The sequence below is a fragment of the Flaviflagellibacter deserti genome (genome assembly GCF_042652085.1).
Lineage (GTDB): Bacteria > Pseudomonadota > Alphaproteobacteria > Rhizobiales > Methylopilaceae > Flaviflagellibacter > Flaviflagellibacter deserti.
In genome coordinates, this window is record NZ_JBHSJF010000004.1 from 13,076 (window position 1) to 25,170 (window position 12,095).

Here is a 12,095-nt window from a genome sequence, read left to right on the forward strand (position 1 = left end):
GTCAGGCTGCCTTTCGTGAAACGGCGTGGAAGCCCGTTTCGGCGTCCATGATCGGGGGATACCAGGCGAGGTCCGCTTCCATGTGATGATGGGCGCGACCGTGCAGGTCGAATTCGTGCAGCGTCTTCCAGTGCATCCGGCGGAACAGTAGCGCGTTCTGGCTCTGCACATTGGCGAGGAATTTGGTGCAGCCGCGCGCATGGGCGGACGACACCGCGAGCTTGATCAGAGATGCACCGAGCGCGCCGATCCGGCGGTAATCCGGCGCGACCGCCAGCCGCGAGCCCCACCACAGGCCAGGCTCCGCCTCGTGAATGCGCACGGTGCCGACGACGTCGTCGGCGACGACGCCCCAGAGCGACACGGCGACGATCGGGATCGCGATCTCATCGATCTCGTCCCGGTCATCGTCCGCGAACACGCCCTGCTCCTCGCAGAACACTTCGCGGCGAAGGCGCGCGGCGCCACGGCGCTCCCAGTCTTCGGTCGCGTATTTGACCTGGAAGCCCGAGGCGACGAACGGCTTGAACGGCTCGAAGATCACGAGGCGAGCCTCCGTTCGTAGGTCGAGAGCGCCGAGCAGGCACCGCATTTGCCGCAGCCGGCCTTGATGTCGGTGGCGCGCAATCCGCCACGCATGACCATCATCGACAGTGGCTTCAGGATCTCGTCCATGAAGGCCGGGCTCGGCGTCGGATGACTTTCGAGCGGCGTACCGGAGATCGGCACGAACGGGACGACGAAGGGATAGACGCCGATGGCAACGAGGCGCTCGGCCATGTCGAGCACGGCCTCCTTGGTGTCGCCGAGACCGGCGAGGATGTAGGTCGAGACCTGACCCTTGCCGAACACCGGGACGGCCGCTTCGAATGCGGAGAAGTAGCGCTCCAGCGGAACGCTCGCCTTGCCGGGCATGATCCTGTGCCGGACCTCCGGCGTCACCGCCTCGAGATGCATGCCGAGCGCATCGACGCCCGCATCCTTCATCCGCTGGAACCAGATATCATCGTCCGGCGGCTCGCACTGCGCCTGGATCGGCAGGTCGACCGCCGCCTTCACCGCGGCGGCGCTCTCGCAGAGGATCGCCGCGCCGCGATCCTTGCCGGGCGGGGTGCCGGTCGTCATCACCATATGCTTGACGCCATCGAGCTCGACGGCCGCCCTGGCGACCTCGGCGAGCTGGGCCGGCGTCTTCCTCTCGATGGTGCGGCCGGCCGCGAGCGACTGGCCGATCGAGCAGAACTGGCAGGTCTTGGTGCGGCTCTGATAGCGGATGCAGGTCTGCAGCACGGTCGTCGCCAGCACGTCGCGGCCGTGCAGGACGGCGATCTTCGAATAGGGAATGCCGTCCGCCGTGCTGCGCTCGTAGAAGCGCGGCCGGAGCGGGAACGAGACCTCGCCGAGATTGAGCCCCTCGCGGGTGATGCGGCTGCGCCCTTCGGCGTCCGGCCTCTCGATGACGTATGGGCTCTCGAAGGCCGGCGCGGTGTGCACCGGCACCATCACCGTCATGCCGTCGAGCGTCATCGCCTTGTGGTCGGACGGACCGGCCCCGCCGCGACGGCTCTGGACACCGATACCGGTGTCAGCGAGCCGTGCTCCGTAGGACTGCAATTCGTTGATCAGCTGCTCGGTCGGCATCGCCGTCGGCATTGTCTGTTTCATCGGGCACGCTCCCAAAGGCGGGATCAGGGAAAGCGCCGGCCTGCATCGGGGCGGTGGCGCGGTTGTCGAGATTCAAGCTGAGCAGTTCGGGCCGGGCGTAATGGCCGACCGAATCCATCATCCGCTTGCGCTTGACGATGAGGCTCATATCCAGGTCGGCGATGAGGATGCCCTCACCCTCGGTGAGCGGCGGCACGATATGCGAACCCTCGGGCGAAATGATCGCCGTCATGCAGCCGCCGCGCAGGCCCTTCCGCAGCTTCTCGTCGGGCGAGATCTTCGCGATCTGCTCCTCTGTCAGCCAGCCGGTCGAGTTGACGACGAAGCAGCCGGATTCCAGCGCGTGGTGGCGGATCGTCACCTCGATCTGATCGGCGAAGATCGGCCCGACCAGCGAGCCGGGGAATTGGGCGATGTGGATTTCCTCGTGCTGCGCCATCAGGGCGTAGCGGGCGAGCGGATTGTAATGCTCCCAGCAGGCGAGCGCGCCGACGCGGCCGACGGCAGTGTCGACCACTTTCAGCCCGGCGCCGTCGCCCTGCCCCCAGATCATCCGCTCGTGGAACGTCGGGGTGAGCTTGCGGCGCTTCAGCAGGATCGAGCCGTCGGCGTCGAAGACGATCTGGGCGTTGTAGAGCGAGCCGTGGTCGCGCTCGTTGACGCCGAGGACGACGACCATCCCGTGCCGCCTCGCGGCGGCGGCCACCGCCTCGGTCACCGGACCCGGCACCGTGACGGCGTTCTCGTAGAGGCGGATGTGCTCCCCGCCGGTCAGGACCGGCGGGTGCACGAACGAGAAATAGGGATACCAGGGCACGAAGGTCTCGGGGAACACGGCAAGCTGCGCCCCCTTGCCGGCGGCATCCGCCATCGCCGCGAGGACGCGGTCGAGCGTCCCCGTCGGCGTTTCGAGGTCGGGCGCGATCTGAACCGCGGCGACCCGGACCATGCGCTTGTCGCTCATGTCGTCCCTCCGTGCCGTCCGATCACACCGTCCAGGTGTGCATCATGAAGGCATCGTCCTTGCGGTGGAGCAGGATGAGATCGAGCACGTCGAGCGGGCTGATTGGCACGATGCCGGGGATCAGCGAGCCCTCGCCGTGGCCGTACAGCGCCTGCAGCGCAAAGCGACATGCATAGACCTTGCCGCCCTCCTCCATGAACTTGGTCAGGGTGTTGTTCATGTTCTGGTGGCCGGGGAAGGCCTCGTCGCCGAGCTTCGGGAAACCGCGCTGCACGCCGAGCGTGACGCCCGGGCCGTAGAGCAGGACCGAGGTCTCGAAACCCTTGCGGAGCAGGCGGGTGGCCTGCAGCAGGTTCACGAAGCCGATCGAGCCCTCGAAGGCGACGGTATGGAACGTGACGAGCGCTTTTTCGCCCGGTTTTGCCTTTACGTCTTCAAAGACCTTTTCTTCGTAGTCGACGAGAAAATCGCCTTTCTGGCGGGCTGGCACGGTAACGGCAGGCATCGAAACTCTCCCTCGCTTCATCCGAGCCGACGCTCGGAACACGCGAAAGAGAGGTGCAATCAATGTGCCAACATCGACTGCTTCTATATGCAGTCAAATATCCTATCAATTATCGAGATCAGCGCTCATGAAGCGGGCATCTGGCTGCTGAAAATTCACTCACGCGCGCTCTGGCGAAGCGGCGTGCAACAAATATACAGTCAATTACTGACTGGATTGATTGCACACATATGACGCTCACCGACTGGCTTCCCGACATCGCCGGAAGCGACCGCCCCCGCTACATCGCCATCGCCGACGCCATTGAAAGCGACATCGCTCATGGCAGGTTGCAAACAGCGGACCGTTTGCCGCCGCAGCGCAAACTGGCCGACCGGCTGAGCATCGATTTCACCACCGTCGCGCGCGGCTATGTCGAGGCGCAGAAGCGCGGACTGGTCGAATCCCGCGTCGGCCAGGGCACTTTCGTCGTCGAGCGGAACGTCGCGTCGAACCGCCCGGCCCGGCCCGAACGTGTCGACCTGTCGATGAACCTGCCGCCCGAGCCGACCGATCCGGGTCTTCTCGCCCGCATGCGGGCCGGCCTCGACGATATGAAGCCGGACCTCGTCTCACTGCTCCGTTATCAAGGTTTCGGCGGCGCGCCGGCAGACAAGGACGCGGCCTCGAACTGGCTCGGCCGCCGCGCGCTGGTGCCGGCGCAGGAGCGCATCTTCATCACCCCCGGCGCGCATCCGGCCTTGCTCGCGATCTTCACCATCCTCGCCAGACCGGGCGACGTCATCCTCTGCGAGGCGATCACCTATCCCGGCGCACGCGCAATCGCGGCGCAGCTCGGGATCAGGCTCGTCGGCCTGCCGATGGACGAGAAGGGCATCGACCCGGACGCCTTCGCCGACGCCGTGGCAAAGCATCGGCCGAAGGCGCTCTACCTGAACCCGACTTTGCAGAACCCGACCACGATCACCGTGCCGGAGGAGCGTCGAGCGGCGATCGCTTCCGTCGCGCGCCGCCTCGGCGTGCAGATCGTCGAGGACGACGCCTATGGTTTCATCCCCGCGCATGGGCCGCATCCGTTCGCCGCCATCGCTCCGGACCTGACCTGGCATGTAGCCGGCCTCGCCAAATGCGTCGGCGCGGGGCTGCGCGCTGCCTATGTCGTCGCGCCCGACGTCAAATCGAGCTGGCCGTTCTCTGCTGCGCTGCGGGCGGCGAATGTGATGGCGTCGCCGCTGACGGTCGCACTGGTCACCCGCTGGATCGAGGACGGCACCGCCGACATGATCCTGCGCTTCATCCGCACCGAGACGGCCGCAAGACAGGCCATGGCGCGCGAGATCCTGCCTGCGAATTCCTATTGGGCTGATCCGATGAGCTTCAATCTCTGGGTCCCGCTGCCGGAGCCGTGGACCCGCTCGGCCTTCGTCGGCCATATGCGCGGCATGGGCATCGGCATCGTCGCGAGCGACGTCTTCGCCGTCGACGGCACGCCGCCGGAAGCGGTGCGGGTCTGCCTCGGAGGTCCGGCCAAGCGGGAAGCGGTGCGCGGCGCGCTGGAATTCATGGCGCACGCGCTCTCGACCTCGCCGGCGATGGCGCTCACGGCACTTTGATCACGGCACTTTGATCGACTGGCCGAACCTCGGCGGAATGCTCGGCTCCTCTCGGGAAGCCGCTCAGGAAACCGTGTTTCGTGGACGACAAAAATGAAGAAATAGACGAGCAACGATTGAGGTGTATCGCCACTCCTGCCGGGCACCGTCGCGACACGGGAGCCCTGCTTACCCCCCATGAGTCAGGAGTGGGTCATGTCCAGTATCCAGTATGCTTACGTCGCGACTGTTCTCGGAAGCCTGTGCGCGGCAATGGCCGTCGCCCTCGCCGCCGTATGAAAGGCCCTTCCCGGGGCTGCTGTCGGCCCCGGATATTCCGCGTTCATCCAAACGATGAGAATTCGGGCAGATGCGATCACACTTTGGCCTCGCCCCCGCCGCCGACTCAGTGTTCAATCTTGGTTACGGACGGCTGGCCCGGGCTACGCAGTGGCGGGGTCACAACGAATTCCTCAGGGCCGCCGTCCGCCCAATCTTCCCATCGCTGAACCTGAAACCGTCCGGCCGCGACCAATGCCCGGGTGTCGTTCGCGAAAATTCTATAGCGACCATTACAATTATCGGTAACGACCCTATCTAGCGGCCAGCACTTACCAAACACGGCAACGGAGGAACGACGATGCTGATGAGAATAATCGTTCTGTCGACGCTGGCGATCGCGTTGAACTTCTATGTGACCGGGGGCTCTGCCCCCGCCCGCGCGGCCAAATCCGCCCCTGTGACCGAAGCCTCGGTCACGATCGTCCCGTAACGCCTACGAACGTGCGACCAGGCTGGCGGCCAGCGCGATCATCGTCGCTCCGATGACGAGGTCGAGCAGCCGCCAGGCCGCGGGCCTCGCGAACAGTGGCCGCAGCAGCGCCGCTCCATATCCCAGCGCGAAGAAGAAGCCGAACGACGCCGTCATCGCTCCCGCCGCGAACGATATGCGGGCGCCATCGTACTGCGTCGAGACCGAACCAAGCAGCACTACCGTGTCCAGATAGACGTGCGGGTTGAGCCAGGTGCAGGCCAGCACGACGAGGAAAGTCTGCATCAGGCTCGGCGGTGGACCATCAGCCGGTGTCAGCGCCGATTGGCTTTTCAGCGCCGACCACAGGCTCTTCATTCCGTACACCGCGAGGAATGCCGCTCCACCCCAGCGGGCGATGTTCTCGATCTCGGGAAACGTCGTCATCAGCGCGCCGAAGCCGCTGACGCCAGCCGCGATCAGCACCGCATCCGATAAAGCGCAGGTCAATACAACCGGAAAAACGTGCTCGCGCCGGAGCCCCTGGCGCAGGACGAACGCGTTCTGCGCGCCGATCGCGACGATGAGGCTGAGACCAAGCAGAAATCCTGAACCGAAAGCGAACATGTCCTCTCCTTATCCATGGGACATGGACGCTTTCATTTGATTAGGAAAGCTAAACTTCCTTCTGCTAGATTAGCGCTCCTAATGATTGACTATGCCCAGCTCGCCGCGCTTGCGGCCGTCGTCCGGACCGGCAGTTTCGAAAAGGCCGCCGAGCATCTGAACGTCACCCCCTCGGCGATCTCGCAACGGGTGAAACTGCTCGAGGAGCGTTCAGGACAGGTTCTCGTGATCAGGGGTCAGCCCTGTACCGCGACACCGGCGGGAGCACGGCTGTGCCGGCACGCGCAGGAGGTCAGCCTGCTGGAGCATGGGCTGCGCGACGACCTTCGCGGGGTCGTCTCCGGCGATACACCCGTCACCATTCGTATCGCAGTGAATGCTGACAGTCTGGCGACCTGGTTCATCCCGGCGATGGCGGCGGTGGACGGCCTCTTGTTCGACGTCGTGCTCGACGACCAGGATCACAGCGCCGAATGGTTGAAACGCGGCGATGTGAGCGCGGCTTTGACCTCGGTCTCCCATCCGATCCAGGGCTGCGGCAGCCGCTCCCTCGGAGCGCTGCGGTACCGGGCGACCGCCAATCCGGATTTCGTCCGGCGCTGGTTTCCGGAGGGCGTTACCGAAGACGCGCTCCGCCGCGCGCCCTGCCTCAGCTTCAACGAGAAGGACGAATTGCAGGCGCGCTGGCTGAAGCAGGTATTCGGCCGGCGGATCACCACGCCCGTCCACTGGCTGCCGTCTTCCCAGGCTTTCGTTGATGCGGCACTGGCGGGCCTGGGCTGGGGCATGAACCCGGAACATCTGGCCGGGCGTCATCTCCGGGCCGGGGATCTGGTCGAGATCGTCCCGGGCCAGCCGCAGGATGTCGGCCTGTTCTGGCAATGGTCGCGCGCGGTCGAGCCGGCCGTGAAGCCATTGACGGAAGCGGTCGTCGCAGCCGCGAGGGCGGCATTGGTGCAGGTCTAGGTCCGGCGCTCCCGATCACCAGAGGTCGAGCAAGGCTTCGCTGTCGACGGTCTCGACCTGTTCGGCATAGCGGCGGTTATAGAGGTCGAGAAGATTGTCGTGGCCTTCGTCCGATGCGCTGGCGAGAGCATCGGCCACCACGATCACGCGCCAGCCGAGATCCACGGCGGAGAGCACGGTCGAGAGGACGCAGACATCGGTCTCCGAGCCGGTGACGACCAGCCCGTCGACCTGCCGCTCGCGAAGCCACGCATCGAGGCCTGTCCCGGCGAACGCGGAATAGAAGCTCTTGTCGAGCACCGTCGCCGGAGGAACGAATTTGGCCAGTTCGGGCATCAGGTCGAGGAGATCGGCCGGGAGTTCCGCGCGCGTCGCCTGATGCCATTTGCGATAATAGAGCTGCCAGGTGCCGGGAAGGTCGTCGGCATCTCGGGGCGTGATAAAGCGCGTAAAGACGGTGCGCTCCGGATGCCGCTCGGCGATCCGGACGACCGTCGGTAGAACGCGCTCCATCCAGGGCGTGGGCCAAATCCCCCGGGACGAAAAGATGCGCTGCATGTCCACGCATAGATGAACCATGCGCGCGCCCAGGGGGCGCTTCAGCCTGTCCGCCATGCCGCTAATCGAGGATCATGGCCACCACGTATTGGGGCATGGCCGTTCGCGGGTCACCGTCGTCGGCGACCACGCACAAGACTTCAGGTCCTGCGTCATTTCCATGAGCGCCTGCTCCATCACAGTCTCGACGGAACGGGCCTTTTGCTGCGTCTTCTCGGTCTTCCGCTTTGTCGATTTCTTCATGCTCGACCTCCCTGCGCGGAAGCTAGAGCGCGCCGGAACCGGGGCGAGGTAGCGAGCCATGAAAATTACGATCGGTACGAAACCATGCCATGCGCGACTTGAGGTTCAGCTCTTCGCCGGCGCCTTGTTCTCGGCGTGGTCGCGCATCTGGTCGGTCTGGACCTGCTTGCTGTCGAGGCCGCGACCACCGGAATGTTGGCTCTTGTCGCGGTTCGACAGGACCATGTTCTCGGCAATGTCTTCGGGATTGAGGTCGGTCATCGCTCCGGTGCCGTCGCCCTTCCCCTGTGTTCCCTTGCCCATATGCTTGCGATCGGCATTGGCCATTGGAGTCCTCCCCTTCCGCTTGTCTCCTCTGAACAACGCCCCGTGCGCTCTCGGGTTCGCCGCCGAAGCGGCAATTGACGATCCCGCCCGGAAGTGACACATCCCTCGCGGCCCCGGGGAGGGTCGCAGGCCGGATGTCATGCAGCCCTCAGATTTCAATCTTGTTTCCGTCATCATTCCCGCGCGGAACGAGGCCGAGAACCTCGACTTCCTGATCGAGGAGATCGCCGGAGCTCTCAGCGGAAGAGCGTATGAGATCGTGGTCGTCGACGAGGCCTCCACCGACGACACGCCGGGCCTTCTGGCGCGCAAGGCGCGGGCAGGCCTTCCCGTCCGTCACATCCGCCACGAACGCGGCATGGGCCAGAGCGGCGCTATCCGCACCGGCGTGATCCATGCGCGTGGCTCGATCTTCGTGACCATCGACGGCGATGGCCAGAACAACCCGTCCTACATCCCAGCCCTCGTCACGACGCTCGAAGGTGCGAGCGCCGATGTCGGCATGGTGGCCGGCCAGCGGCGCGGCCGGACCGACGGCACGCTGAAGAAATACGCCTCGCGTTTCGCCAACAATCTGCGACGCTCGCTGCTGAACGACGACAACGAGGATTCCGGCTGCGGGTTGAAAGCGGTCAGGGCCGACATCTTTCGCATCCTGCCCTATTTCGACGGCTGGCACCGGTTCATGCCAGCCTTGATCACGCGCGAGGGCTACAAGATCCTGAGGCTCGACGTGGTCGACCGCCCCCGGCGGTTCGGCCGGTCGAACTACGGCATCCTCGACCGCGGCCTGCGCGGCGTGCTCGACCTGTTCGGCGTGTGGTGGCTGATGAAGCGCTTCCGCGGCCGGGCGGTCGCGACGGAGATCGAGACGAAATGATCGACACGTTGAGTCGCTGGGCCCACGAGGTCTTCGTCGGCAATTTCGACGCATGGGTCGTGCTGGGCTTCTTCGCCCAGGGCATGTTCATGATGCGCTTTGTCGTCCAGTGGATCGCCAGCGAGCGGGCGCGCCGCTCCGTGGTGCCGATCGCGTTCTGGTTCTTCTCGCTCGGCGGCGGCGTCCTGTTGCTGATCTACTCGATCCAGCGCGGCGACCCCGTCTATATCCTCGGCCAGGCGCTCGGCCTCATCATCTACATCCGCAATCTCTGGCTGATCGCCAAGCATAAGCGGTCAGACAAGGTGCTATGACCGAGACGTTGCGGTTTGATAGATCGCATCCGGGGCATTACGGCGCCTCGATCACGCTCTCTCCGCTCGTACGCCGCGTCGTCGCCAACAATCCCGGGCCCTTCACCTTCACAGGAACGGTGAGCCATATCGTTGGACGCGGACAGGTCGCCGTGATCGATCCCGGCCCGGACGATCCGGACCACATCGCGGCGCTCCTGGCGGCGACCGCCGGCGAGACGATCACGCATATCGTCGTCACCCACACCCATCGCGACCATACCGACGGCGTCGAGGCGCTGCGCGCGGTGACGGGAGCGACCGTCGTCGGCTGTGCCCAGCATCAGGCTGCCCGGCCGCTGCTTCCCGGCGAGGCCAATGCCCTCGATGCCAGCGCCGACAGAGGTTACCGGCCGGACCGCATATTGGGCGAGGGCGATGTCGTCTCCGATCCCAGCTGGACGCTTGAAGCCGTCCCGACGCCCGGCCACACCGCAAACCACCTCGCTTTCGCGCTTCGGGAGGAGAACGCGCTCTTTCCGGGCGACCATGTGATGGCGTGGTCGACGACGATCGTCGCGCCGCCGGACGGCTCGATGGCCGACTACAAGGCCTCGCTGCGCAGGCTGATCGCACGGAGCGAAGACATCTATTACCCGGCGCATGGCCCGAGCCTGACCAATGGCCGCCGGCACGCCGAGGCGCTTCTGAAGCACCGCGAACTCCGCGAGGACCAGATCCTCGACGCGCTGTCGGCAGGCCCGCGCACGATCCCCGACCTCGTCGCCTCCATCTATGTCGCCCTGTCGCCCAACATGTTCGGCGCGGCCGGCCTTTCGGTACAGGCGCATCTGGAGGAACTGGTGGGCCGTGGCGTGGTGCGGATGGATGCTGGGCCGAAGGTGCCGGTGTTCAGCCTGGCGTGAGCCGTCTCCCGGACCAGCGTGCGCTTCGCGCACTTGTCCGGGGAACGTCAGCGCGCCGCGGCGGCCAGGTCGGTCAGGAAACTCCGCACCCGCCGTGCATTCGAGCCGAGATCGGCCGAGCCCACCCGCGATGCCGAGCGCATGTCGACGCGAACGCCACCGCCTTCGGGGCGGATGTCGATGGCAATGTCTTCCGAGAAGCGGAGCAGCGGCGTCAGTGCCACGGCTTCGATATGGCGGCGGCCACGATTGTTGGCGCCGGAAACGAGAATGCGCCAGCCGCGCGTCTCGACGAGTTGGAGCGCCAGCGCATAGACCTCATCGACAGGCTGGGAGACGCGGAGCGGCGCGATGTCCGGATAGCCGGACAGCTGGGCCATCGCGGCCTTCTCTCCCGGATAGGCCAGCGGATTGTCGGTCGGACGGCGCTCGGCCGCGGCGAAGACGAATGCGGGTGGATCGCCCGGATCGGTCGCGACGTCGGTGATCTGCGGCAGGCCCCAGCCCATTACGAGATAGCCGAGCGGCACCGAGATGACCGCGAGTCCTGCGATGATGCCGATGGCGGCGGCTCCCGCGCCGCGATTGCCGCGCACCCAGATGACCGCGAAGGCGATCAGGCCGAGCAGGACGGCGAGGACGGCGAGGATCGCGCCGGCGCCGAGGCTGGCGACGCCCGAGTTGAAATCGAGCTGGCCGGAGCGTTGCGCGACGACGGCGATGATCGACACCGGAATCGCGAACAGCCCAAGCCGTCGCGACCACAGCGCGCTCGATGCGTAGGGTTCGTGCTCGATCATGCCGTTTCCGGTTTGGCCCATTCGCCGCGCCGCCGCAAGCGGATGGGTGCTTGCGCTACGAGTTTTGCGATGGCTTTAAAGCGTCACGCCTTTCGATACGGAGACAAGCATGAAGACCGTCGTTCTACCCGGTGGCGAAACCGTTCCCGCGCTTGGCCAGGGCACCTGGTACATGGGCGAGCGGTCGAGCAGCCGCGCGGCCGAGGTGGCGGCGATCCGCGAAGGCGTCGAGCTTGGCATGACGCTCGTCGACACCGCCGAGATGTATGCCGACGGCGGCGCCGAGGAGATGCTGTCCGAGGCGCTGAACGGTATCCGCGACAAGGTCTTCCTCGTCTCCAAGGTCTATCCGCACAATGCGAGCTCCAAGGGCGTGCAGGCCGCCTGCGAGCGCAGCCTGGAGCGCATGGAGACCGATGTGATCGACCTCTATCTGCTGCACTGGCGCGGCGGCGTACCGTTCGAGGACACGGTGCGCGGCTTCGAGGCACTGCAGAAGGACGGCAAGATAAGGCATTGGGGCGTCAGCAATCTCGACACCGACGACATGGAGGAGCTCCTCGACGTCGACGGCGGCGAGAACTGCCAGGTCAACCAGGTGCTCTACAATCTCAGCCGCCGCGGTCCGGAATACGATCTCCTGCCCTTCCTCGCGAAGAACGAGATCCCGGCGATGGCCTACAGCCCGATCGAGCAGGCGCGGCTGCCGAAGACCGGCGCGCTGGGTGACATCGCCCGAAAGTACGGCGTCGAGCCGTTCACCGTGGCTCTTGCCTGGCTGCTGCGCCGTTCCGACGTGATCGCAATTCCCAAGGCGGCGCGGATCGAGCATGTTCGCGAGAACCGCAAGGCGGCCGACATCGAGCTCGACGCCGAAGACCTCGCGGCGCTCGACCGCGCCTTCCCCCCGCCCACCCGTAAACGCCCGTTGGAAATGCTCTGAGCAACACCCTGAAGATCAACGAGATCAGCGCAGCGACGCCTGTCGCCGAACAATT

General features: G+C 65.5%; 16 protein-coding genes. 7 read left to right on the plus strand and 9 right to left on the minus strand.

Annotated features, from left to right (window positions below):
• Position 1: 1 nt before the first annotated feature.
• The 4 genes from ACFPFW_RS03910 to ACFPFW_RS03925 are packed head-to-tail and all read right to left on the minus strand — an operon-like array spanning position 2 to position 3,134.
• The gene (locus ACFPFW_RS03910) at positions 2–544 is read right to left on the minus strand and encodes an MSMEG_0567/Sll0786 family nitrogen starvation N-acetyltransferase (RefSeq protein ID WP_379769509.1); all 543 of its coding nucleotides are present in this window, start codon (positions 542–544) and stop codon (positions 2–4) included.
• Complete coding sequence (locus ACFPFW_RS03915) at positions 541–1,665, minus strand: MSMEG_0568 family radical SAM protein (protein ID WP_114957220.1); 1,125 nt, start codon at positions 1,663–1,665, stop codon at positions 541–543. The genes ACFPFW_RS03910 and ACFPFW_RS03915 overlap by 4 nt, the downstream gene beginning before the upstream one ends.
• Positions 1,586–2,629 carry a Nit6803 family nitrilase gene (locus ACFPFW_RS03920; RefSeq protein ID WP_114957219.1) on the minus strand — a complete coding sequence of 348 codons (1,044 nt, stop codon included), beginning with the start codon at positions 2,627–2,629 and terminating at the stop codon, positions 1,586–1,588. Before ACFPFW_RS03920 ends, ACFPFW_RS03915 begins: the two co-directional genes overlap by 80 nt.
• A gap of 22 nt (positions 2,630–2,651) precedes the next feature.
• Positions 2,652–3,134: an MSMEG_0572/Sll0783 family nitrogen starvation response protein gene (locus ACFPFW_RS03925; protein ID WP_114957218.1), complete on the minus strand. Its 483-nt coding sequence runs from the start codon at positions 3,132–3,134 to the stop codon at positions 2,652–2,654.
• 230 nt (positions 3,135–3,364) lie between these two features.
• On the opposite strand from ACFPFW_RS03925, the gene ACFPFW_RS03930 reads away from it, so the two are divergent.
• A complete protein-coding gene (locus tag ACFPFW_RS03930; RefSeq protein ID WP_114957217.1) occupies positions 3,365–4,747 on the plus strand; it encodes an aminotransferase-like domain-containing protein in 1,383 nt (460 codons plus the stop codon).
• A 619-nt stretch (positions 4,748–5,366) separates the two neighbouring features.
• Positions 5,367–5,498, plus strand: a complete 132-nt coding sequence (locus ACFPFW_RS03935) for a hypothetical protein (protein WP_379769514.1) — start codon at positions 5,367–5,369, stop codon at positions 5,496–5,498.
• A 3-nt stretch (positions 5,499–5,501) separates the two neighbouring features.
• On the opposite strand, the gene ACFPFW_RS03940 is transcribed toward ACFPFW_RS03935, so the two are convergent.
• Entirely contained in the window at positions 5,502–6,104 is a 603-nt protein-coding gene (locus ACFPFW_RS03940; protein WP_114957216.1) for a LysE/ArgO family amino acid transporter, read from the minus strand.
• Between the two features lie 81 nt (positions 6,105–6,185).
• Here ACFPFW_RS03940 and ACFPFW_RS03945 point away from each other — a divergent pair, with 81 nt between their 5' ends.
• On the plus strand, positions 6,186–7,070 hold the full coding sequence (locus tag ACFPFW_RS03945) for a LysR family transcriptional regulator ArgP (RefSeq protein ID WP_114957215.1): 885 nt from the start codon (positions 6,186–6,188) through the stop codon (positions 7,068–7,070).
• A gap of 15 nt (positions 7,071–7,085) precedes the next feature.
• Here ACFPFW_RS03945 and ACFPFW_RS03950 read toward each other — a convergent pair whose 3' ends face one another.
• The 3 genes from ACFPFW_RS03950 to ACFPFW_RS03960 form a co-directional block, all read right to left on the minus strand.
• Positions 7,086–7,685, minus strand: coding sequence for a cysteine hydrolase family protein (locus ACFPFW_RS03950; RefSeq protein WP_114957214.1), 600 nt, complete (start codon positions 7,683–7,685; stop codon positions 7,086–7,088).
• A 15-nt stretch (positions 7,686–7,700) separates the two neighbouring features.
• A complete protein-coding gene (locus ACFPFW_RS03955) occupies positions 7,701–7,871 on the minus strand; it encodes a hypothetical protein (RefSeq protein ID WP_162799690.1) in 171 nt (56 codons plus the stop codon).
• Between the two features lie 105 nt (positions 7,872–7,976).
• The gene (locus ACFPFW_RS03960; protein ID WP_114957212.1) at positions 7,977–8,198 is read right to left on the minus strand and encodes a hypothetical protein; all 222 of its coding nucleotides are present in this window, start codon (positions 8,196–8,198) and stop codon (positions 7,977–7,979) included.
• A 139-nt stretch (positions 8,199–8,337) separates the two neighbouring features.
• On the opposite strand from ACFPFW_RS03960, the gene ACFPFW_RS03965 reads away from it, so the two are divergent.
• Genes ACFPFW_RS03965 through ACFPFW_RS03975 form a run of 3 tightly spaced genes read left to right on the plus strand, consistent with a single transcriptional unit; the run spans position 8,338 to position 10,297 of the window.
• On the plus strand, positions 8,338–9,078 hold the full coding sequence (locus ACFPFW_RS03965) for a glycosyltransferase family 2 protein (RefSeq protein ID WP_114957211.1): 741 nt from the start codon (positions 8,338–8,340) through the stop codon (positions 9,076–9,078).
• Entirely contained in the window at positions 9,075–9,392 is a 318-nt protein-coding gene (locus ACFPFW_RS03970) for a lipid-A-disaccharide synthase N-terminal domain-containing protein (protein WP_114957210.1), read from the plus strand. Before ACFPFW_RS03965 ends, ACFPFW_RS03970 begins: the two co-directional genes overlap by 4 nt.
• Entirely contained in the window at positions 9,389–10,297 is a 909-nt protein-coding gene (locus ACFPFW_RS03975; RefSeq protein ID WP_114957209.1) for an MBL fold metallo-hydrolase, read from the plus strand. Before ACFPFW_RS03970 ends, ACFPFW_RS03975 begins: the two co-directional genes overlap by 4 nt.
• A gap of 47 nt (positions 10,298–10,344) precedes the next feature.
• Here ACFPFW_RS03975 and ACFPFW_RS03980 read toward each other — a convergent pair whose 3' ends face one another.
• On the minus strand, positions 10,345–11,097 hold the full coding sequence (locus ACFPFW_RS03980) for a DUF1499 domain-containing protein (protein ID WP_114957208.1): 753 nt from the start codon (positions 11,095–11,097) through the stop codon (positions 10,345–10,347).
• A 109-nt stretch (positions 11,098–11,206) separates the two neighbouring features.
• Between ACFPFW_RS03980 and ACFPFW_RS03985 the strand changes: the two genes are divergently transcribed.
• Entirely contained in the window at positions 11,207–12,040 is an 834-nt protein-coding gene (locus ACFPFW_RS03985) for an aldo/keto reductase (RefSeq protein ID WP_114957207.1), read from the plus strand.
• Positions 12,041–12,095 lie beyond the last annotated feature (55 nt).